Raw genomic sequence first — 22,834 nt, 5'->3', positions numbered from 1 at the left:
GGCTGATCCGTTTGTCTAAGCTTACGGTTAGATCGTCGAGGTATCGCTTTGCCTGAGAGCCAAGAACCTGAGGCGTGGTCCTCCGCATCGCTGTTTTCCGGTCCTGGAGACGTGCGGGCTTTGGGCCGCGTTCTCGACTGGGCTGCGACCCCGCTCGGGCCTGTTCAGGGCTGGTCGCAGAGCTTGCGATCGACGGTGCGCACGCTTCTATCGTCCCAATATCCGATGGTGCTCACCTGGGGCGAGGATTTCACCCAGATCTACAATGACGCCTATTCCAAGCTGATCGGCGATCGTCATCCGTCCGGTTTCGGGGGCGACATCCGCATCACGCTTGCCGAGGCGTGGGCAACGCTCGGACCGATGATCGCGCGGGTCATGGCCACGGGCATCGCCAACTGGACGCCGGCCCTGCCGCTGGAGATGCACCGCTCGGGCTATCGGGAAGAAGCCTATTTCTCGGTCAGCCATGCGCCGGCGGAGGACGATCGCGGCCGGATCGTCGGCATGCTCGCCGTCTGCTCGGAGGTCACGGACCAGATCGTCGGCGAGCGCCGCCTTCGCCTGCTCCGCGAACTCGCCGCCCGCGCCGGCGACGCCGAGGAAACCGCGCAGGCGGCAAGCGACCTCGTGGCGGCGCTTGCCGAAGATCGCCTCGACGTGCCCTTCGCCTGCCTCTATCTGCGCGATCAAGACGGTCACGCACTGGCGGCATCGCAGGGTCTGTCGTCGCCCGAGACGGCAGCGGATCTCGACTGGCGAACGGGGGATGCGGTCGACCCGTCTCCGCTCGACCGTGCCATGCAGGGCGAGACCTCGCTGGTCCACGCCGTCGATCGTCTGACGACAGCGCGTGGCGGCGCCTTCGACGATCCCGTAGAGACGGCGATATGCCTGCCGATCGTCGGCGCGCACGGCGCGGTGCTCGGCACGCTTGTTGCCGGCATCTCGCCCAACCGGGCGCTCGACGATGTCTATCGCTCCTTCTTCGAACTTCTGGCGACGCAGGTATCCGTTGCCGTCCGCAATGCGCGGGCGCGCGAGGACGAGCGCCGCCGGGCAGCCGATCTCGCGGAACTCGACCGGGCGAAAACGACGTTCTTCTCCAATGTCTCGCACGAGTTCCGCACGCCCCTGACGTTGCTGCTCGGTCCGCTCGAGCGGGCCGTCTCCGATCTGCCGGAGCGGCTGCCCGATCATCGCGACGAGCTCGACATCGCCTATCGTAACGGCTTGCGTCTCCTGCGGCTGGTCAACACCTTGCTCGACTTCTCCCGCGTCGAGGCGAAACGGGTGGAAGCGCATCTCGTGGCCTGCGACCTCGCCTGGCTGACGGCCGATCTCGCATCGATCTTCCGCTCGGCCATCGAGCGGGCAGGGCTGGAACTGCGCGTCGAGACAGAGCCTCTGCCGCAGCCGGTCCTTGTCGATCCGGACATGTACGAGAAGATCGTGCTCAATCTCCTGTCCAACGCGTTCAAGTTCACACTGGCCGGCACGATTACCGTGCGGCTTGAGGATCTTGGCGGAGCGGCGGTGTCTCTGAGCGTCGAGGATACCGGGGTCGGCATTCCCGCGGCCGAGCGGGATCGCGTCTTCGAGCGCTTTCACCGGGTCGAGGCGCAGGGCGCGCGAAGCCACGAAGGCTCGGGCATCGGCCTTGCCCTGGTCAAGCAGCTGGTGGAGCTTCACGCCGGGACGATCTCGGCGGAAAGCGAAGGGCCCGGCCGGGGAACGCGGTTCACGGTGATCCTTCCCTATGGCAGCGCGACGCCGGCCCAGGACGAAAACGGCGAAGATGCGCCGCGCGCCGCAAGGTCGCAGAGCCGCGCCTTCGTGGAGGAGGCGCTCCGCTGGTTGCCGGACGCGGAGGATGCGGATGTCGCCGAGCCTCGCTCCGGGGATCGGCGGCGCGTTCTCGTCGTGGACGACAACAGGGACATGCGCGCCTATATCCAGCGTCTCCTGCGCAACCAGTACAGCGTCTCCCTTGCCGCGAACGGCGAGGAGGCGCTGTCCGCCATCGGGACCTTTCGGCCCGATCTCGTTCTCTGCGACATCATGATGCCGAAGATGGACGGGTTCTCCCTGCTTCGCCACCTGCGGACGCAGGATGCGACCGCGGCCTTGCCGATCATCTTCCTCTCCGCGCGGGCCGGCGAGGAGGCGCGTGTGGAGAGCCTCAATGCCGGGGCCGACGACCATATCGTCAAGCCCTTCGGGTCGCAGGAATTGCTCGCCCGCATCGACGGCGCGCTGCGGCTTGCGGCCCTGCGCGGCGAAGCCGCGGCACGCCAACGCATTCTCGAAGCCGAGCTTGCGGCCGAACAGGCGGCCAGCGCGCTCGCGCGCAGCGAGCAGCACCTGCAGACGTTGACCGATGCGCTTCCGGTTCTCATTGCGCATGTCGGAAAGGATCTGCGCTACCGCTTCGTCAACCACACCTATGAGACATGGTTCGGGCAGGATCGGAGCGCTGTGATCGGCCGGCCGGTCATCGACGTGGTCGGGGAAACCGCCTTTGCCAAGATCCGGCCGAGGCTCGACGCCGTGCTTGCGGGCGAACGGCTGTGCTTTGAGGATACAGTTCATTATCCGGGGCTTGGAACGCGCCACGTGCGGGCCGATTACATCCCGGAACGGGGCGCAGACGGGCAGGTCGAAGGGTTTTACGGCCTCGTGCAGGATGTCACCGAGGCGCAGAGCCAGGCGCGGCGGCTGGCCGACAGCGAGCGGCGGATGCGCACCGTGCTCGATGCCGTGTCGGATGGCTTCTTCGCGGTCAATGTCGATGGGCAGGTGACCCTCTTCAATCGGGCCGCCGAGGAGGCCCTCGGCCTGTCGCGCGAGGCAGTGCTCGGGCAACCGCTGGCGCATGTGGTGCCCGAACTTCTCCAGCCACCCTACGACGCCTTTGTCGAGGCGGCGATGACGCAGCGCGTGACGTGCGTTTTCGAGCTGACGGACTTTCCGCATATCGATCAGGTGATCGAGATGCGCCTCGCCCCCAAGGAGGGCGGCGGCATCGCGGCCTCCTTCTCCGACATTACGGAGCGCAAGCTTTCCGAGCGACACCGCGAACTCCTCGTCAACGAGCTCAATCATCGGGTCAAGAATACGCTGGCTGTCGTCCAGTCGATCGCCATCCAGTCCTTCAAGGACGATCGCGTTCCCGCCGAGGCCAAAACGGCGTTTCAGGGGCGCCTGCTCGCTTTGTCGCAAGCCCACAATCTCCTGACCCGGGAAAGCTGGGAATCGGCGCCCTTGCGGCAGGTCATCGAGAATGCCGTTCAGCCCTTCGGCGGTCCTGGCCGCTTCCTCCTGCAGGGTCCCAACCTGCGGGTGGGGCCGAAGGCGGCCGTCAGCCTGTCGCTCGCCTTCCATGAGCTTTGCACCAATGCCGCAAAATATGGGGCGCTGCAGGGCGCGGAAGGTCGTGTGCGGATCAGCTGGTTCAAGGAGGGCGGGCATGAACCGACCTTCCGGCTCGTCTGGACGGAGGAGGGCGGGCCGCCGGTGACGGTGCCGAACCGCACAGGCTTCGGCTCGCGCCTCGTGGAGAGGGGCCTGGCGGCCGAACTGCGCGGAACGGTGGCGCTTCAATACCGCGCGGACGGTGTCGTCTGCGAGATCACGACCCCTCTTGCCAGTATACAAGGTCGCTGATGACGCTTGCCGGAAAACGCGTTCTCGTGGTCGAGGACGAAATGCTCGTTGCGATGACGCTCGAGGATACCTTGATCGATCTCGGCCTCGTGGTGGTCGGAGTTGCCATGCATCTGGAAGAAGCGCTGGAACGCGCATCGCACGAGCGGCTCGACGTCGCCGTGCTCGACATCAATCTCAACGGCGAACGGTCCTATCCCGTTGCGGACATGCTGCAGGCGCGGGGCATCCCCTTTATCTTCGCGTCCGGCTACGGACATACCGATCGGGGTACCGCCTTTCCCGACACGCCAACCCTTGCCAAGCCCTATCATCCGGACGAACTGGCCCAGGCCCTGACGCAGACCCTGGCGCAGACCGTGGCGCCGGACCGGCGCTCATAGCGGCGTGGTCCTGTTCCGTCCGGGGATGAGCGATGAGATCCGAGAAGCCCCGGTCGCCGGCAAGGGTGATCGTCAGCGTCCGGCTATTGGGCGTCCGCACCACCCAGCCGAGCGCGAGAGTGCGCGTGAGCAGCGCTGCGCCGAGCCGACCTGCAAGATGCGGCCGGCGCTCGCTCCAGTCGAGGCACATGCGGCAGAGCGGGCGTTTCGATCCGGCGATGCCGGCAAAGTCTATGCCGGCAAGGTCGATGCCGAAATCGCAGAGGAAGCGGTGACCCTCGTCCGAGACGACGCCGACGCCCTCCGACCGGTGCAGGAAGCCTCGCCGTTCGAAGGCGGCGGTCAATGCGACGGCAAGGCGGCCTGCCATATGGTCGTAGCATGTCCTTGCCTGCCGCATCGCCTCGTCGCGGGGGCCATGGCGCTTGGCCGGAGAGGCAGGCGCGACAGGCGAGAGCGCCATCATTGCCTCCATGGCCTGCGCGACGGCAGGAGAGCCGAGCCGGAAATAGCGGTGACGCCCCTGTCGCTCCGCGGCAATCAGGCGGCCGTCGAGAAGCTTTGCCAGATGGCCGCTTGCCGTCTGCGGCGTGATACCGGCCTGCGAGGCGAGTTCGCCCGCCGTCAAGGCTTCGCCGCCGAGGAGGGCGGCGAGCATGCTGGCGCGGGTGGGGTCGCCCATGAGATGGGCGGACTGCGCGATCATGTTGCCGGTGGGAAGGTCGATCATGCGGCGAAGACTACCCCGTCGAGGTCTGCCTGTCAGGCCCGAAAGCTTCGGCGAGGGCCGAAGCGTCTGCGGCGAAAAAGCTGTAAGGGTGCGCTTCATCGATAGCAACGATCCGGACCCCGCATGACCGAACAGCCGCCCCGCCTTGCCGTCAGCCTCCTGATGCTGCTGGCACTCGCAACGCTCTGGGGAGGCTCCTATAGCCTCATCAAGATCGGCGTTGCCACGATCCCGCCGATCACGCTGATTGCCGCGCGCACGATCATTGCCGGCAGCCTGCTGCTGGTCGTTCTTCGTCTGCGCGGGCTGAGGCTGCCGACGGATCGGCGCAATACCTGTCGCTTCATCATCCAGGCGGCTCTCAATTCCGTCCTGCCCTTCACGCTGATTGCCTGGGCGGAGCAGCATGTCGATGCGGGCCTCGCGGTCATTCTGAATTCGCTGACGCCGGTCTTTGCCTTTCTGATCAACGCGCTCATCACCCGTCATGAAGCCGTGACCGGAGCGAAACTGTTCGGCGTCGCCTTGGGCATCGTCGGCATCTGCCTCGTGGTCGGCCCCTCGGTTCTCGGCGGCTTCGGCAGCGGCGTCGTCGCGCAGCTCGCCATCATCCTTGCCGCGGTCGCCTATGGCGGTGCCGTGACCTTCGGCCGGACCTTTCGCGATCTCGACCCGATGATGCCGGCCGCGGGCTCGCTGATCTGGGGCGGCGCGATCCTGCTGCCCGTCAGCCTGCTGGTCGATCAGCCATGGACGCTTGCGCCCGCCATGTCCTCGATTACAGCCCTCCTCGTCTTGTCCGTCTTCTCGACGGCGCTTGCCTTCGTGCTCTATTTCACGCTGCTGCAAAGGCTGGGCTCGGTTGGCACCACGGCACAAGCTTACCTTCGCGTGCCCATCGGTGTCGGCATCGGCGTACTCTTTCTCGGGGAAACGCCGAGCCCGAACGCAGTGCTCGGCCTCGTTTTCGTGGTGGCAAGCGTTATCGCCATGACGCTGCCTGCACATTTTTTCTTCAGGAAAAGAAAGAGTTGACCCAAGGAGCTCTGTTGCTGCGAGGTCCGGAAGAAGTAACGGTACGGTTTTGGTAACGTTCGGGTGAGCGCTCACAAAGAACTCACGATTTCTCAATCATACGCTGTCATCCTCTCGTCAAAATGACTTTGGGGGACGGCACGTGAAGTATTTGAGAATGTCGACGCGACTCTATGCACTGGTTTTTGCAGCCGTCGTCCTGATGGCGGGAGCCATGACCTTTTCGCTGTTCCAGTCGCATGATGCGCTGATCGCCGAGAGAAAAGCGATGCTTGCGGCGATGGACGAGAACGCAGTCGCGATCTTCGCCTATTACAACAAGCTCGAGACCAGCGGGACGATGACGCGGGAAGCGGCGCAGGCCGCTTCGATCGATGCCGTCAAGGCCATGCGTTATCAGGGGACGGGCTATCTCTGGATCAACGATATGGCCCCGCGCATGATCATGCATCCGATCAAGCCGGAGCTGAACGGCAAGGACCTCTCGGGCAATACGGACCCGAACGGCAAGCATCTGTTTGTCGAATTCGTCAATGTCGTGAAGGCGCAAGGGCAGGGCTATGTCGATTACTACTGGCCGAAGCCCGGCGTGGACGAACCCGTTCTGAAGTATTCGCATGTTGCAGGCTTTGCGCCCTGGGGCTGGGTGGTGGGCACCGGCGTCTATGCCGACGATCTCGCAGCCCTTTTCCAGCAGGGCTTGATCAAGGTCGCCGCGACGACCGGCGTATCCGCGCTTCTGATCCTGGCGCTCGCGTTCAGCGTCGTGCGCAGCGTGGTCGGCCCGGTCGAGCGCCTGAAGGCGTCGATGCAGGCGATCTCCGAGGAAAACGTCTCGGAGCCCGTGCCGGAGATGGACCGCAAGGATGAAATCGGCGAGATGGCGGTGGTGCTCGATGTCCTGCGCGACAGCGTGGCCAACAGCGTTGCCGCGCGCATCCGCGAATCGGCGCAGCAGGAGCAGCTCGATCGCGAGCGGGATGTCGCAGGTGCGCGGGATCGCGCGCGAACCGATATGCAGACGGAGGCGATGGCAACGCTTGGCGTTGCGCTCGAGGCGCTGGCCCGCGGCGACCTGACGAAGGAGATCGTTGATATCGCACCGGAATATGCGAAACTTCAGGACGACTTCAATCAGGCGGTGGCCGCGCTCGGCGGCGTGATCCGCTCGATCGCCCTCTCCACCAACATCGTGCACGAGAATGCCGACCAGATCTGCGATGCGGCCAACAATCTCTCGCGACGGACCGAACAGCAGGCCGCGGCGCTCGAAGAAACGGCCGCAGCCCTCGACGAGATCACCTCGACCGTCCGCAACGCCTCCGACGGCGCTGTCGAGGCGCGCGACATGGTCAACGCCACCAAGACGAGCGCCGTGAAATCCGGCGACATCGTCCGCGACGCGGTGACCGCGATGGAGCGGATCGAGGCATCCTCGACCCAGATCGGCCAGATCATCGGTGTCATCGACGAGATCGCGTTCCAGACGAACCTTCTGGCTCTGAATGCCGGCGTCGAGGCCGCACGGGCCGGAGAGGCGGGACGCGGCTTTGCCGTCGTTGCGCAGGAAGTGCGCGAACTTGCCCAGCGCTCGGCAAAGGCTGCCAAGGAAATCAAGAGCCTGATCCACAGTTCCGCCAACGAGGTGGAGGCCGGCGTGTCGCTGGTCCGCTCGACGGGCCGGGCGCTGGGGGAGATCGAGACGCTGGTGAACAAGGTCAACGACCGCGTGGCCGCTATCGCCACGGCCGCGCGCGAGCAGGCGACCGGGCTTCAGGAGGTGAACACCGCCGTCAACAGCATGGACCAGATGACGCAGCAGAATGCGGCCATGGTCGAGGAAACGACGGCCGCGAGCCAGACGCTCGTGCAGGAAAGCCTCGCCCTGAAGACCCTGCTGCAGAACTTCCGGCTCGACAAGGAGCAGCAGCAGCGAACGCGCTTTGCGGCGTGAGGCACAGGCCGGCCCGTCCTCGCGGCGGGAGCGGGGCAGCATCAGGCGATGGCGCGAAGGCGCCGTCGCTTTTCCAGATGCGCGCTTAAGCTGTATTCCGGGCCGTATGCCGAGCGACGGATGCTGTCTGCCGTTCGGCATTGAGGCCTCCCGGATATGCGAAAAGCCCGGCGCGGTGCGGTCCAGCTCCTGCCGTTCAAAGGTTTGCGCTTAGAATACCTTAAGGTGTATATGTTAGAGTGACCTGGTGAAATGTTTGGCTGATGAAAAGTCCCATGCGAGAGAACGCTTCATTAGAAAGTCTCGATAACCACGTTATCCGGACTTGGCCGTTGGCGTTCCCAGCCGAGGCGGAGGTGCTGTTCAGGCGTCAGAACGTCGAGCAGCAGTACAAGCTCGTGTTCATCGGCTGGCTGATCGGCCTTTTTCTCTACGACCTCTTCATTATCAGCGACTATGTCCTGACGGGGGCCTATTTCCAAACTTATGTCGTCATCCGCCTGTTGTTCGTCACGCCGGTCTGTCTGGTCCTGCTCTGGGGCATCTGGCGGAAGAGCCCGTATTACGATCTCCTGGTCAGCCTGATCCCGGCGACGATGGTGGTCGGCCTGTCCACGGGCCTCATGCTGTCGGAGGGGGATTACCGGCCGCATTACGTCTTCGGCAACATCCTGCTGATGGTCTGCGGCTGCGTCGTCGGTCGGCCGCGCACCCAGTTCGTCGCCGTCATCGTTGCCCTTCAGTTCATCGGCTATCTCGCCGTGCTGCAGGTAACGGACATCTTTCCGGCGGAGAGCAAGCCGGTCAGCATCCTCTTCTACATCAGCGGCGCGGTCGTCTCGATCCTCACCGCCTATGCCGCGGAGAAATCCGTCCGCCAGTCTTTCCTGCTCGACCAGCGCATCAAATATCTGAACGCGGCGCTGAACATCCAGGCCTTGACGGACCCGCTGACGGGCCTGGCGAACCGGCGCTCCTTCGAACAGGCGACCGGCCGGCACTGGGCGAACAAGACGGCGGCACGCAAGCCGGTCGCGATCATTCTGCTCGACGTCGATCGGTTCAAGATCTTCAACGACAGCTACGGCCATTCGGCGGGCGATCTCTGCCTGAAGCGGATCGCGGGGCGGGTCGTCGCCGGGCTCGCCGGCACGGATGGGCTCGCCGTCCGCTTCGGAGGCGAGGAGATCCTGCTGTTCCTGCCGAATACCGATCTTGTCAGTGCGCGCTGCATCGCCGAGGCGATCCGCTGCGCGATTCTGGACGAGGCTGTCCCGCACCCGGCGCTCGGGCCGGATGCCGTGGTTTCCGCAAGCTTCGGCGTGGCCTCCGCGACGGTGGAAAGCTGCGAGGTTGCGGAGCTGATCATAGCGGCGGACGCGGCGCTTTATGCAGCCAAGGCAAACGGCCGCAACCAGGTCTGGCCGCAGCCGGGAGCAAGCGCATCCGTCGAGGCGAAAAGAGCCTGACCCGCGCCGCGTGACCGTCGAGGTCTCGTGCTCGCGAATGCGCGCAAACGCATGACTCACGCCTCGTTGTGATGAACGGTGATGGTCGTCGATGTCGTGTCGTTCGGCCCGAATTCGATGCCGTTGGCAAGCAGTGCGGTCGATATCGCGTGATACGTCGTCGATCGCATGGCGCGCTCACCCTCCTCGACCCGCCGGATCGAGGAGACGGAAATCCGCGCCTCGGTGGCCAGATCCTCGTGGGTCCATCCCAGCAGCAGCCGCGCTGCCCTGATCTGACGGCGCGTCAGGTTCAGGGGCGGCGTCGTGCGGTCCGCGCTGATGGTCACCGGTGCGGAAAGCGGGCGCACCATGCCGATCCATTCCGTCACCGTTCCATCCAGCTCGGCAATGGGGGCAGCGATCAGCTGGATCTCGGTCACCGTGCCGTCCGCGCAGAGCAGGGAGGTTTCGAGGTCGAAATTCGCCTGCTGGTCGAAAACCTCCTCCCAATGACGCTGTGCCGCAAGGCGGCCTTCGGGAGGGAGCCTGTCGAGCCAGCCCAGGCCCGAGGCATCGGCAACGCTTTGCCCTGAAAACTTCGACCAGGCCTGCCGAAACAGGAGACGACCGCTGAGATCGAGACCCCACTCGACGCCGCCGATCAGGGAGAGAAGTTTCTGATGCCGGGCCCAGCTTCGATCGACGATCCGTTTCAGTTCCCGGCGCTCCGTCACGTCCCGGAGAACCCCGATCGCGCGCATCGACGCGCCATGCTCGTCGAAGATCACCTCGGCGCGATGATTGATCCACCGGATCGTTCCGTCGGCGCGAATGATGCGAAAATCGATATCCATCGGATGACCGTGCATCAGGCCGGCCTCGACCAGATCATGCTGCTCGCGGTCCTCGGGATGGATCATGTGCAGGAGGTCGATCGGCATGCCGGCCTCCGCGCTCAGCATCCGATAGATACCGGCCGAGCAGGTCGTCGCACCCGTCGCAAAGTCCTTCGTCCAGAAGCCGACTTCGCCCTGGTCTTCGATCAGCTTCAGAAAATGGACGGAAGACACGCCCTGGAACTTGCGACGCTCAAGACGCTCGCCATTTGAAGTTGCACCGTGGAGATGCATGAGGCGCCTGGTCGGCATGTGTTTCCTTTCGTCGAGAGCCTACGACATCAGCATGTGACACCGGCTCCTCCAACGATGGCACCATCACCCTATAAAATGAGAGCCTTTGGGTCAATTCCGCGCCGTCAGTTCGCCCAGGGCTGACAGGTTTCGGCTCATTTCGCGCGCAGATGGCAAATTTTGCCATCTTTAATTTAGAAAACAGGAATTTATACACCTTAGCATCAGAGATCGTTGGAAGTCGGGCCCGCTTTCCCTCCCAGAAGATGCGGCTCGCTTCCGATAAAGGTCTGTTTCAGCCGGATGCGACGCGTTTCGCGGGAGCGTCTTATTGTCGCGGACCCATCGTCTTTTGCTAACCGATAGAAAGCTCCGATATGTCCTTCCTCACGAACGCCAGTATTCGCACCAAGATCCTTGCGCTTGTCATCCCGATCAGTTTTCTCGGTATCGCCAGCCTTGGGTTCGTCTCTTATCAGCTGAAGCAGACCGACACGACCTATTCGAATTTCATCGACAACGAGAGTTCTGCCGCGCTTTGGAGCGCAAGGTCTTCTTCCAGCTTCGGGGCAGCGATCGGCAATGCCTTCATGCTGCTGGCCTATGAAACCGGCGCGCCGCGCGGAGCGGAGCTCAAGAAAGCCTATCGGAACTACATCGACATCACGATCAAGCGCTTCGATACCGCTGTTGTCAAGAACCCGGAACTGGCCGACGGCATCAAAGGCTTTCGCGAGCGCTTCACCGATATCATCGCGAAGGCCGACCGTATGATCGCCCTTCACGATGAAGGACAGATCGATCAGGCGAGAACCGTGCTCGATGACGTCGGGCCACTGGCATCCGCCTGGCAATCCGACATCAAGGAATGGATCGACGCGAATGTGCATGAGCTGGGCAACGAGAGCAATGCGCTGTCAGCCGACACGAATTTCACCATCCTCGCATCCCTGCTCACGATCGGCATCACGTTCACCCTGGCGATCCTTCTCGCTCTGTTGGTCTCGACGCGGGGGATCACGACACCCATCGCGATCCTGCGCGAACGCATGAAGTCACTGGCAGCCGGCAATACCGAGGATCGCATCGAAGGCCTCGACCGGAAGGACGAAATCGGCGCCATGGGCGCGGCCGTGCAGGTCTTCCGCGACAATGCCATCGCCCGGATCCGCCTCGAACAGGAGACGGAAGCCAACCGGACCCTGTCGGAGAAGGAGCGGATCGAGCGGGAGCTCGAAAGGACGAGAGAGGCGGAGGAGGTCCGGTTTGCCGTCGAGAACCTTGCGGCCGGCCTTGCGAAACTTGCCGAGGGCGACGTGTCCTATCGCATCCAGCATCCGTTCAACGCCGCTCTCGACAGCGTTCGCGGCGACTTCAACGGCTCGGCCGAAATGCTGCATTCGGCGCTGACCAAGGTCTCGGACAATGCACGCGGCATCGATGCCGGCGCCAATGAGATCAAGTCGGCCGCCGACGAACTCGCCAAGCGGACGGAGCAGCAGGCGGCAGCGGTCGAGGAAACCGCGGCGGCGCTCGAGGAGATCACGACCGTGGTCAAGGATTCGACCCGGCGTGCCCAGGAGGCCGGCACGCTCGTCAGCCGCACGAAAGCGGGAGCCGAGCAATCCGGCAATGTGGTGCGCCGCGCCGTCCACGCCATGGAGGAAATCGCCAAATCGGCGGGCGAGATCTCCAACATCATCGGTGTGATCGACGAGATCGCGTTCCAGACCAATCTGCTGGCGCTGAACGCCGGCGTCGAAGCGGCCCGCGCCGGAGACGCAGGCAAGGGCTTTGCGGTCGTCGCACAGGAGGTGCGCGAACTGGCGCAGCGTTCGGCAACGGCGGCAAAGGAGATCAAGGCCCTGATCCACACGTCGAACGAACAGGTCCATGAAGGCGTCCAGCTGGTCGGGGATACCGGCAAGGCTCTGGAGACGATCGTCTCGGAGGTGCAGGAGATCAACCGGCACGTTTCCGCGATCGTGGACAGCGCCCAGGAACAGTCCTCCGGGCTCCAGCAGATCAACACGGCGGTGAACCTCATGGATCAGGACACGCAGAAGAACGCAGCGATGGTCGAGGAGACAACGGCGGCGAGCCATGGTCTCGCCCGCGAGGTCGCCTCGTTGAACGCGATGCTCGGGCAGTTCAGGCTTTCCCCGTCGCACGCGCGGGCACACGTCACGGCACCGCGTGAGATCGACGACCGGGACGTCTCCCACGGGTCGCCCGTGAAGGCGCTGGGCCGCAAGATCGCCTCCGCCTTCTCCGGCAATGCCGCGGTCGATATCTCGAAGGGGGCCTGGCAGGACTTTTAAACGTCGGCCCGGCTGCCTCCGTCGGGACCTCGCGTGACCTGCTTTTCGCAGCGATCGCAGCGACCGACGGAGGGCAAGCCATCGACGTGATGGTGGCCGCAAGCGTCTTCGACATGACAAAGAAAAACCTGGGATCCCGCTGCGCGGCGTCCCAGGTTCTTTTGGCTTCAAACGTCCCGACGTCGACGGTTCTGGCGACGAACGGACACTTTAGATTTCAGGCGTCTAAGCGGGCTAGACCCTCGTGCGGCGTCAGGCGCCTTCGTCAAGACGGGGCCTGACGTTACGGGGCCCGGTCGCTCCCGGCGCGGTCAGAACTCCTCCCAGCTGTCGTTGACGGCGGCATTTCCGACAAAGGCCGCGGCTGTCCTGGGTGCCGGTCGGGGTGCCGCCTTGCGGACAGGGGAGGTCGCCGTCCGGTGGACCGGGGAACCACCCATCGCGGCGGCCGTCTGGCGCAGGATCGCGGCGTTAGAAGGCGCGCCGCCCAGGGTAAACTGCCCGATCAGCTGGCGCAGCTTGCCGCTTTCATTGGCAAGCGTCGCGCCGGCCGCACTGGTCTCCTCGACCATGGCGGCGTTCTGCTGGGTCACCTGATCCATTTGGTTGACGGCGGTGTTGACCTCGCCGAGGCCGACGGACTGCTCGCGCGCCGAGGTGGCGATGGCGTCCATGTGCTGGTTGACGGTGACGATGTAGCCTTCGATCGTTCTCAAGGCGGTTCCCGTCTCGCTCACCAGCTTGACGCCGTTCTGGACCTCGATCGATGAGTTGCGGATCAGTTCCTTGATCTCCTTGGCGGCCTTTGCCGAGCGTTGCGCCAGTTCGCGGACTTCCTGGGCGACGACGGCGAAGCCCTTGCCGGCTTCCCCGGCCCGCGCGGCTTCCACGCCGGCATTCAGCGCGAGAAGATTGGTCTGGAAGGCGATCTCGTCGATGACGCCGATGATGTTGGAGACCTCGTTCGAGGAGGCCTCGATCTTGCCCATGGCCTCCACGGCTTTCGAAACGACCTTGCCGGACTCGCTCGCGCTGGCATTGGCCTGCACGGCGACGCTGCGGGCTTCATCGGCACGCTTGGACGAGTTCGAGACGTTGGCCGTGATCTGGTCGAGCGCGGCGGCGGTTTCCTCGAGCGACGCCGCCTGCTGTTCCGTGCGCTTCGACAGATCGTCCGCGCCGCGGCTGATTTCCTGGCTGCCGCTGTCGATCGAACCCGTCGCCTGGGCGACGGCCTGAAGCGTTTCGGCCAGCTGCGCCACCGCACCGTTCAGATCATGGCGCAGCGCTTCGAAATCGGGTGCGAAGGGTTCGCTCAATGTGAAGGAGAGGTCACCGGCAGCAAGCTGCTTCAGGCCGGCTGCCAGCCCCGCCGTCGCCGCGTTGAGGCGAAGCTGGGCGGCGGCCTCCGCTTCCGCCGTCAGGCGGACGCGGTCTCGTTCCGCCTGCAGCCGGTTCTCCTCGGCATCGGCTTCGAGCTGTTTGTTGGCGATGGCAGCCTGCCGGAAGATATCCACGGCGCCCGCCATCGCGCCGATCTCGTCGGTCCGGTCCGCGAAAGGGACCTCGCTTTTCGTGTCGCCATCCGCAAGACGTCGCATCGCGCCGGTAATGCGCGCGATCGGCTTGGCGATCCCGGCGATGACGAAGGCGATGGCGCACACCCCGAAGATCACGCCGAGCGCGGCGAGAATATACGCAAGATTGATGGAGTCTTCGATCAGATGCTGGTTCTCGACCCCGTCGGCTGCCGCCCCAGTCTCGTTCGTCGCCACGACCTTGTCGATCACGGTGTCTATGCCGAGCGCTGCACCCTTCATCGCGGGCGAGGCGATCAGCAGCTTTGCGTCTTCATCCTTGTTGGCGCGGGAGAGGGCGACGAGTTGCGTGCCGGACGTGATGTATGTTTCCAGACTGCCCTTGAGGGCAGCGAGATCGGCGATTTCGCTCGGCTCTTTCACGAGGAGCGCGTAGCTTTCGATCGCCTTCTGCACGCTGTCGAGCGAAGAGGCGATCTTCTGTTCGGCCGCGCTCTGCTCGTCGTCACTGGTCGCGAGAACGTGGTCGCGATAGGCGATGCGGAGATCGCCCAAGGCGATATCGATGTCTTTCGAACGGGAGACGCTGGGCATCCAGTCATCGACGATGGCATCGTTATTGCCGTCGATGGAGGTCATCGAATGAATGGATGTTCCCGCAAGGATCGCGGTCATGGCAAACAGCCCGATGACCGTGCCGATGAGAGCTGTACTCAGTTTTGGACGTTTCATGGGACGCATTTCTCACGTTAGAATGTTGCCAAGAGAGCGGCCCGTGAGCTGGCGCAGCACCTTCCCACGGCCGGTAAGAGGCCGGGAACATTCTGACCACAAGTTGCGTTAAAAATGCGTGATACACGATACTTGCATGCAAGCGACCGGCGTCAGCTTCGGCGATGCGGAAGGCGTGCGGCTCCGGCCATTTCCTCCCGCATCGTTCTGGCGTTTCTCCGATTGCGGAAACGCTCTACGCCGTTGAATTCATACACGTCCAGATGCGCAATCGATCGGCATTTTGCCGGACGTGCACGGAAAGCGCGTCGGGAGCGTCTGCGGCGCTCCCGAACGTTTCAGCGCTTTTTTCTGTGTTTTTTATGATCGCAGGTCCGGCGAACACATCTCTGTGATCGTCTTAAAACTCCTCCCAGCTTTCCTTCACCGCGGCATTGCCGACGAAGGCCTTGGCGACTTTCCCCGACAGTTTTCTGGCCGGCGAGGCGATGGGTTGGTGGGACGGGGTGGCAGTCATGACGGATGCGGTCTGGCGGAGCGCGCCGGCAAGCCGGAACTGCGAGATGAGCTGACGCAGGCGCGAACTTTCGGTCGCCAGCGTCGCGCCGGCCGCGCTGGTCTCCTCGACCATGGCCGCGTTCTGCTGGGTCACCTGGTCCATCTGGTTGACGGCCGTGTTGACCTCGGCAAGGCCGACGGACTGCTCGCGGGCGGAGGTCGCGATCGAGTCCATGTGCTGGTTGACGGTGACGATATAGCCTTCGATGGTCTTCAGCGCGTCGCCGGTTTCGCTGACCAGCCGGACGCCGTTCTGCACCTCGACGGAGGAATTGCGGATCAGTTCCTTGATGTCCTTGGCGGCCTTGGCCGAGCGCTGGGCGAGTTCGCGCACCTCCTGTGCGACGACGGCAAAGCCCTTGCCGGCTTCCCCGGCGCGCGCGGCCTCGACGCCGGCATTCAGCGCCAGAAGGTTGGTCTGGAAGGCGATCTCGTCGATCACCCCGATGATGGACGAGATCTGGTTGGAGGATTCCTCGATCTTCTGCATGGCATCCACCGCATGCGCGACGACGCGGCCGGACTGCGCGGCACTATCATTGGCGATCGCGGCGACCTTGCGGGCCTCGTCCGCGCGCTTAGAAGAGTTGCTGACATTGACGGTGATCTGGTCGAGGGCGGCGGCCGTTTCTTCCAGGGCTGCGGCCTGCTGCTCGGTGCGCTTCGACAGGTCGTCGGCGCCGGCACTCACCTCGCGGCTGCCATTGTCGATCGCGCCAGTGGCATCGGTGATCGCACGCAGGGTTTCGGACAACTGGCTGACGGCGCCGTTGAAATCGGTACGAAGCGTCTCGAAATCCGTGGCAAAGGGCTCGGCGAGGTGAAAGGTCAGATCTCCGGACGCCAGATGCTTCAAGCCTTCGGCCAGGCCATTGGTGGCCTGCGCCATGTCCCGGGAGCGCAGGAGATCCGCCTGTGCCTGGCGCTGCCGCTCGTCTTCCGACAGGTTCCGGTTCGCAGCCGCTTCGGCTTCGAGCCGGATGCGGTCGATGGCATTCTGACGAAACACTGCCACGGCATCCGCCATCTGGCCGACCTCGTCCCGTCGACCGAGACCCGCGACGGCTTCCTCCGTCTGACCGTCGGCAAGCGACAGCATGCGGGAGCGAAGCCTGTCGATCGGGCCGGTGATACCCCGGCCGGTGACGAAGAGAGCGGCCATGATCATGGCTGCAAACAGAGCGGACAACGACACCAGGAAGAGTGTGATGGTGGTGTGCGTGTTCTCGGTCATCTTCGCCGTCTGCTCGCTCACATGAGCCACCATCTTCGCAACGGTGGCGCGGGCGCTCTCGCGAAATTCGTTCATCACGGGATCGGCCTTCGCCAGGATCGCGCGCGCTTCGTCGTTGCGGTTGGCTTTGCCGAGTTCCATGGCCTGACCCGTCAGCGCGAGAATGACGCGCGCATTGCTTTCGAAACGCGCCGTTTCCGCTGCCATCTCCGGCATCAGCGTCTTGATCGACTGCAGGCGTGCGTTGACCCGCTCCGTGTTCTCGTCATAGCCCTTGGTAACGCTCGCCAGATACGGATCGGCGGCATCGTAGGCCATCGACTGATAGGCGGCATAGACAGCCCCCAGCATTCCGGTGTTCAGGCGGGAGAGTTCGATCGCGGCGACGCCATCCTTGGAGATGAAGGCGTTATAGTCCTCGTCGGCCTTGTTGTAGCTTGACGAGATGGCGAGAACGCTCACGATACCCGCAGCACAGATCGGCACGATCAGCGACAGGATCTTGGTTCTGATTTTGGCATTTTTCAAGAAAGACATGAAAAGTCCTCGGAGATAGGGGTGAAGGCCGGTTTACGTACGGTTGCATGCGGTATGCGACAAAGAGAGGCTCAGGGTCTCTCCGGCGGGGGTGCCGGCTTTCTGCGGCAGAAGGTTTCAAGGTCGGAGCGAGACGCGTCATCCTCATCATCCGGGAGCCGGGTCCGGCGATCTGGCGTCGAACGTGTCATTCCAAAATCTCGACATGACTCTCTTCGCGGGGACGCGTCATTCGCGTCCGTCCGCTGGGTGATATCCGGGAGCAAAGTCATTTTGCCTGAGGCTGGGAATGGGACACGGAGATCATCTCCGTCGGTTGCCAGACGCTGAAAGGCCCTTTGCGGCCGCCGGCCGGCATCCTGCACGTCAGCGTCGATCCAAGGCCCGCCATCGGACGGGCACTTCGTTCTGAAATCGATTTCATCAAGAGAAACAATACGGGTTGCTCTCTAGACGTCTGTTGAAGGTCGCTTTGCAGCATCCGAGATCGTCTGGAACGACTTCGTATAGTCGAGGATGACGCCGAGTTTTGCTTCGAGCTCGCTGAGGAGGTCCGGCAAGTCGGAATTCTGAATGAGCGTTGCCAGTTCATCCATCGGGTCTTGCGGATTGCGCTGCGGAATGGGCAGAAACACAACTTTGTTCATGACGATGCCTCCGATTGAATGGGCGTGTCCAACGGAGATCAGGGTGGAGGCCACCGCGACGTTTTCCGCTGCTATGCCTCATCATCGGATCATTTCATTGCCTTTTCGATAAGCAAACTCTTAAGGAGCAAGCCCGAATTGATCTGGCGGAACGAAAGTCGTTCATTTGCAAAGACAAGTTGTGCGGGTGTGGAAATAGGGAACGTCAATCGTTCATTCCAAGGGGCAGAACCCCGACTGAGGCTGAGAGGCGGCCTCAGGGCTTGGCGAGTTCCAGCTCGACCAGGGTTCCGAACATGTCCCTGGGGTGGAGGAACAGGACCGGGAGACCATGGGCGCCGATGGTGGGCTCGCCGGTCCCGAGCACGCGGATGCCGTTTTCGATCACCCTGTCCCGTGCCTCGCCGATGTCGGGGACTTCGAAGCAGAGATGATGGATGCCGCCTGCGGGGTTCTTCGCAAGAAACGCCGCGATGGGCGAATTCTCGCCTAGGGGATGGAGAAGCTCGATCTTGGTATTGGGAAGCTGGATGAACACGACGGTCACGCCGTGTTCGGGAAGTGCCTGCGGTGCGGAGATGGTCGCGCCGAGCTTTTCATAAACGGCGATGGCCGCCGTCAGATCCGGCACGGCGATGGCGACGTGGTTTAGAGAGCCCAGCATGTTCGACCTCACTGATTGCGCAATTTGCCCTGCATGAGATCGATCACGGCGCGGGCCGCTTCGAGCACGTTCGTGCCGGGACCGAACACGGCGGAGACGCCGTTTTCAAGCAGGAAGTCGTAGTCCTGGCGGGGAATGACGCCGCCGACGACGACGATGACGTTGGCCGCGCCGCGCGCCTTGAGGGCCGCGACGAGCTGCGGCGCAAGCGTCTTGTGGCCGGCCGCAAGCGACGACATGCCGACGACGTGGACCTTGTGTCGGACGGCCATCTCGGCGGCTTCGTCCGGCGTCTGGAACAAAGGTGCGGCGAGAACGTCGAAACCGATATCGCCGAAGGCCGAGGCGATGATCTTGGCGCCGCGATCGTGACCGTCCTGTCCGAGTTTCGCCACCATGATCTTCGGCTTGACGCTCAGCGTCTGCGCCAGTTCGCCGAGCCGGCCGACGAGTGTCGCATATTCCGGATCGTTCTCGTAGGCCGCGCCGTAGACGTCGGTCACCACCTCGGGAACGACCGTATGGTCTCCGAAGACGACCCGCATGGCATCGGTGATCTCGCCGATCGTCGCGCGGGCCCGTGCGGCGTCCACGGCCGCGGCCAGCAGGTTTCCCTCGCCGCTGCGGGCGATGCCTGTCAGGACCGCGAGCGCCGCGGCCACCGCCTCCGAATTGCGCCGGCGCTTCGTATCCTCGATGCGCCGGACCTGGGCCGCGCGAACGGCGGCATTGTCGATGTCCAGAATGTCGATCGGATCCTCATTTTCGAGCCGGTATTTGTTGACGCCGACGATGACGGTCTCGCCGCGATCGACGGTCGCCTGCCGGCGCGTCGCGGCCTCCTCGATCCGTCTCTTCGGCATGCCGGTTGCAACGGCCTTCGTCATGCCGCCCAGGGCCTCGACCTCTTCCATCAGGGCCCAGGCCTTGTCTGCGAGTTCCTTGGTCAGGCTTTCCACGTAATAGGAGCCGGCGAGGGGATCGACTACGTTCGTCACGCCCGTCTCGTGCTGCAGGATGAGCTGGGTGTTGCGTGCGATGCGCGCGGCAAACTCCGTCGGCAGGGCGATCGCCTCGTCCAGCGCATTGGTGTGCAGGGACTGCGTGCCGCCAAGGACGGCCGACATCGCCTCGTAGGCCGTGCGGATGATGTTGTTGTACGGGTCCTGCTCCTGCAGGGACACGCCGGACGTCTGGCAATGCGTCCGCAGCATCAGGGACGATTGCTTCTTCGGATGGAAGTCGGCCATGACGCGCGACCACAGGAGACGCGCGGCGCGGAGCTTGGCGGCCTCCATGAAGAAGTTCATCCCGATCGCGAAGAAGAACGACAGGCGGCCGGCGAAGTCGTCGACCGCGAGGCCCTTGGCGATCGCCGCCCGGACATATTCGCGACCGTCCGCCAGCGTGAAGGCCAGTTCCTGCACCAGCGTCGATCCGGCCTCCTGGATGTGGTAGCCGGAGATCGAGATCGAATTGAAGCGCGGCATTTCCTTGGCCGTATATTCGATGATGTCGGCGATGATCCGCATCGAGGGTTCCGGCGGATAGATATAGGTGTTGCGGACCATGAACTCCTTCAGAATATCGTTCTGAATGGTCCCCGACAATTGCGCGCGCGGCACGCCCTGCTCCTCGCCCGCGACGATGAAATTCGCAAGGATCGGGATGACGGCGCCGTTCATGGTCATGGAGACGGACATCTCGTCGAGCGGGATGCCGTCGAACAGGATCTTCATGTCCTCGACGCTGTCGATCGCCACCCCGGCCTTGCCGACATCGCCTTCGACCCGCGGATGATCGCTGTCATAGCCGCGATGCGTGGCAAGATCGAAAGCGACGGACAGGCCCTTCTGACCCGCCGCCAGATTGCGCTTGTAGAACGCATTCGACGCTTCGGCCGTGGAGAAGCCGGCATATTGCCGGATCGTCCAGGGGCGACCCGCATACATCGTGGCGCGGGGGCCGCGCGTAAACGGCGCAAATCCCGGCAGCGAACCCAGATGGTCGGCGCCGTCGAGATCCGACGGGGTGTAGAGCGGCTTGACGTCGATCCCTTCGGGCGTGTGCCAGACGAGCGTCTCGGCCGGCGCCTTCACCTCGCGTTCGGCCAGAGCCTCCCAGTCCGCAACGGTCTTATCCCTAGACATCACGCGAACTCCATGATCAGCTCGTCGACGGCAAGGCTCTGCCCGGCCGCCGCGGCGATGCGTTTCACCGTGCCGCGTTTTTCCGCCCGCAGCGTGTTCTCCATCTTCATCGCCTCGACGGTCGCAAGCGCCTGTCCGGCCTCGATCTCCTCGCCCTCCTGCACCGCAAGGAAGGTGAGGATGCCGGGCATGGGGCAGAGCAGCATCTTGGACGTGTCCGCGGGCGCCTTCACCGGCATCAACCGGGCGAGCTCCGCCACGCGCGGCTCGCGCACATGGGCGACCACATCCATGCCGCGCCAGCGCAGGCGCAGGCCGGTGCCCGATTTCGCGATCTTCACGCCGATCTCTTCGCCGTCGATCACGAAGCGATCATGGCTCTTGCCCGGAAGCCAGGCGCTCGCGACCGCGACGGGCGGTCCGTCGGCAAAGGTGACCGTCGCCCCCTCCGCCGTCGGGGACAGCTCCAGATCGAAGGCGTGGCCAGCGAGAACCGCCACCCATTTTCGGCCGACGATCCTCTGATGGTTGCCGATCGTTCCCGAGATCTGCACGGCGCGGCTCTGGATGGCATGGTTGGCGAAGGCGGCGACCACGGCGAGTTTTCGCGCGGCATCCGCATCCGGGGCGACGCCGTGGAACCCGTCGGGAAACTCCTCGGCGATGAAGGCCGTGGTGATCTTGCCGGAGCGGAACCGGGGATGCTGCATGACGGCGGACAGGAACGGCAGATTGTGGCCGATCCCTTCCACGTCGAAATGATCGAGCGCATCGCTCATCGCGTCGATGGCCCGGAGACGATCCGGCGCCCAGGTGCAGAGCTTGGCAACCATCGGATCGTAATACATCGAGATCTCGCCGCCCTCGAAGACGCCGGTGTCGTTGCGAACGATCGTTCCGTCGGCCTTCACGCCTTCGAGCGGCGGGCGGTAGCGCGACAGGCGGCCGATGGAGGGCAGGAAGTTGCGGTAGGGATCTTCCGCATAGAGACGGCTTTCGATGGCCCAGCCGTTCAGCGTGATATCGTCCTGCGCGAGGCTCAGCTTCTCGCCGCCCGCAACCCGGATCATCTGCTCGACGAGATCGATCCCCGTCACCAGCTCGGTGACCGGGTGCTCGACCTGAAGCCGGGTGTTCATCTCGAGGAAGTAGAAATTGCGGTCGCCATCGACGATGAATTCCACCGTCCCCGCAGAGTGGTAGCCGACAGCCTGGCAGAGGGCGACCGCCTGCTCGCCCATCGAGCGTCGCGTCGCTTCGTCGATGAAGGGGGAGGGGGCTTCCTCGATGACCTTCTGGTTGCGGCGCTGGATGGAGCATTCGCGTTCGCCGAGATAGAGCACGGTGCCGTGCGTGTCGCCAAGCACCTGGATCTCGATATGGCGCGGCTGGGTCACGAACTTCTCGATGAAGATCCGGTCGTCGCCGAAGGAGGCCTTCGCCTCGTTCTTCGAGGATTGAAAACCTTCGCGCGCCTCGTCGTCGTTCCAGGCGATCCGCATCCCCTTGCCGCCGCCGCCGGCCGAGGCCTTGATCATCACGGGATAGCCGATCGATGCGGAGATCGTGACCGCCTCGGCCGCGTCCGCGATCAGCCCCATGTGACCGGGCACCGTGGACACGCCGGCTTCGGCGGCAAGCTTCTTGGAGGTGATCTTGTCGCCCATCGCCAGGATGGCCTTGACCGGCGGCCCGATGAAGGTGACGCCTGCCTTCTCCAGGGCTTCGGCGAACGCCGCATTCTCCGACAGGAAACCATAGCCGGGATGCACGGCATCGGCGCCCGTCTGGCGGATGGCGTCGAGGATGTTGTCGATGACGATATAGGACTGGCTGGAGGGGGACGGGCCGATATGCACGGCCTCGTCCGCCATCTTCACATGCAGCGCGTCCGCATCCGCATCCGAATAGACGGCGACGGTGGCAATGCCGAGCTTCCGCGCGGATTTGATGATCCGGCAGGCAATTTCACCGCGGTTTGCGATCAGAATTTTTCTAAACATCGGGCATCCCGCGCGTGAAGGTGTCTGGCGTTCGAGCGGTCCGATCCAAGGTGATGGAAACGCCGCCAATGGTTATACTCTCAGAGTTCGGCGGAAACACA

General features: G+C 63.8%; 13 protein-coding genes and 1 pseudogene. 6 read left to right on the top strand and 8 right to left on the bottom strand.

Annotated features, from left to right (window positions below; genetic code table 11):
• Positions 1 to 120: 120 nt before the first annotated feature.
• Together C8J36_RS21200 and C8J36_RS21195 are read left to right on the top strand one after the other, a co-directional pair.
• Positions 121 to 3,666 carry a PAS domain-containing protein gene (locus tag C8J36_RS21200; RefSeq protein WP_132537335.1) on the top strand — a complete coding sequence of 1,182 codons (3,546 nt, stop codon included), beginning with the start codon at positions 121 to 123 and terminating at the stop codon, positions 3,664 to 3,666.
• Entirely contained in the window at positions 3,666 to 4,049 is a 384-nt protein-coding gene (locus C8J36_RS21195) for a response regulator (RefSeq protein WP_245506678.1), read from the top strand. Before C8J36_RS21200 ends, C8J36_RS21195 begins: the two co-directional genes overlap by 1 nt.
• A 571-nt stretch (positions 4,050 to 4,620) precedes the next feature.
• Here C8J36_RS21195 and C8J36_RS25735 read toward each other — a convergent pair.
• A pseudogene (locus C8J36_RS25735) lies at positions 4,621 to 4,707 on the bottom strand (transcriptional regulator); the annotation flags it as partial.
• A gap of 195 nt (positions 4,708 to 4,902) precedes the next feature.
• Here C8J36_RS25735 and C8J36_RS21185 point away from each other — a divergent pair.
• From C8J36_RS21185 to C8J36_RS21175, 3 genes are all read left to right on the top strand, one after another.
• A complete protein-coding gene (locus tag C8J36_RS21185) occupies positions 4,903 to 5,814 on the top strand; it encodes an EamA family transporter (RefSeq protein ID WP_132537332.1) in 912 nt (303 codons plus the stop codon).
• 142 nt (positions 5,815 to 5,956) lie between these two features.
• Positions 5,957 to 7,768: a methyl-accepting chemotaxis protein gene (locus tag C8J36_RS21180; protein WP_132537331.1), complete on the top strand. Its 1,812-nt coding sequence runs from the start codon at positions 5,957 to 5,959 to the stop codon at positions 7,766 to 7,768.
• 332 nt (positions 7,769 to 8,100) lie between these two features.
• Complete coding sequence (locus C8J36_RS21175) at positions 8,101 to 9,237, top strand: GGDEF domain-containing protein (RefSeq protein ID WP_165915133.1); 1,137 nt, start codon at positions 8,101 to 8,103, stop codon at positions 9,235 to 9,237.
• Positions 9,238 to 9,293: 56 nt separating this feature from the next.
• Here the strand turns inward: C8J36_RS21175 and C8J36_RS21170 are convergent, their stop codons facing one another.
• Entirely contained in the window at positions 9,294 to 10,367 is a 1,074-nt protein-coding gene (locus tag C8J36_RS21170; protein WP_132537329.1) for a PAS domain-containing protein, read from the bottom strand.
• Positions 10,368 to 10,726: 359 nt separating this feature from the next.
• On the opposite strand from C8J36_RS21170, the gene C8J36_RS21165 reads away from it, so the two are divergent.
• Positions 10,727 to 12,670, top strand: a complete 1,944-nt coding sequence (locus tag C8J36_RS21165) for a methyl-accepting chemotaxis protein (protein WP_132537328.1) — start codon at positions 10,727 to 10,729, stop codon at positions 12,668 to 12,670.
• Positions 12,671 to 12,981: 311 nt separating this feature from the next.
• Here the strand turns inward: C8J36_RS21165 and C8J36_RS21160 are convergent, their stop codons facing one another.
• The 6 genes from C8J36_RS21160 to C8J36_RS21135 all read right to left on the bottom strand — a co-directional run bounded on the left by C8J36_RS21160 (position 12,982) and on the right by C8J36_RS21135 (position 22,733).
• Complete coding sequence (locus C8J36_RS21160) at positions 12,982 to 14,940, bottom strand: HAMP domain-containing methyl-accepting chemotaxis protein (protein ID WP_132537327.1); 1,959 nt, start codon at positions 14,938 to 14,940, stop codon at positions 12,982 to 12,984.
• Between the two features lie 400 nt (positions 14,941 to 15,340).
• Positions 15,341 to 17,269, bottom strand: a complete 1,929-nt coding sequence (locus C8J36_RS21155; protein WP_132537326.1) for a methyl-accepting chemotaxis protein — start codon at positions 17,267 to 17,269, stop codon at positions 15,341 to 15,343.
• A gap of 449 nt (positions 17,270 to 17,718) precedes the next feature.
• On the bottom strand, positions 17,719 to 17,916 hold the full coding sequence (locus C8J36_RS21150) for a hypothetical protein (RefSeq protein ID WP_132537325.1): 198 nt from the start codon (positions 17,914 to 17,916) through the stop codon (positions 17,719 to 17,721).
• Between the two features lie 256 nt (positions 17,917 to 18,172).
• Entirely contained in the window at positions 18,173 to 18,580 is a 408-nt protein-coding gene (mce, locus tag C8J36_RS21145; RefSeq protein WP_132537324.1) for a methylmalonyl-CoA epimerase, read from the bottom strand.
• Between the two features lie 8 nt (positions 18,581 to 18,588).
• Positions 18,589 to 20,730: a methylmalonyl-CoA mutase gene (gene scpA, locus C8J36_RS21140; RefSeq protein WP_132537323.1), complete on the bottom strand. Its 2,142-nt coding sequence runs from the start codon at positions 20,728 to 20,730 to the stop codon at positions 18,589 to 18,591.
• Positions 20,730 to 22,733: an acetyl/propionyl/methylcrotonyl-CoA carboxylase subunit alpha gene (locus C8J36_RS21135; protein WP_132537322.1), complete on the bottom strand. Its 2,004-nt coding sequence runs from the start codon at positions 22,731 to 22,733 to the stop codon at positions 20,730 to 20,732. The genes scpA and C8J36_RS21135 overlap by 1 nt, the downstream gene beginning before the upstream one ends.
• Positions 22,734 to 22,834 lie beyond the last annotated feature (101 nt).

This window comes from Rhizobium sp. PP-F2F-G48 (assembly GCF_004342335.1).
Lineage (GTDB): Bacteria > Pseudomonadota > Alphaproteobacteria > Rhizobiales > Rhizobiaceae > Ferranicluibacter.
Note: the sequence above shows the minus strand (reverse complement) of the source record. Positions and strands in the feature narration are given on the sequence as shown.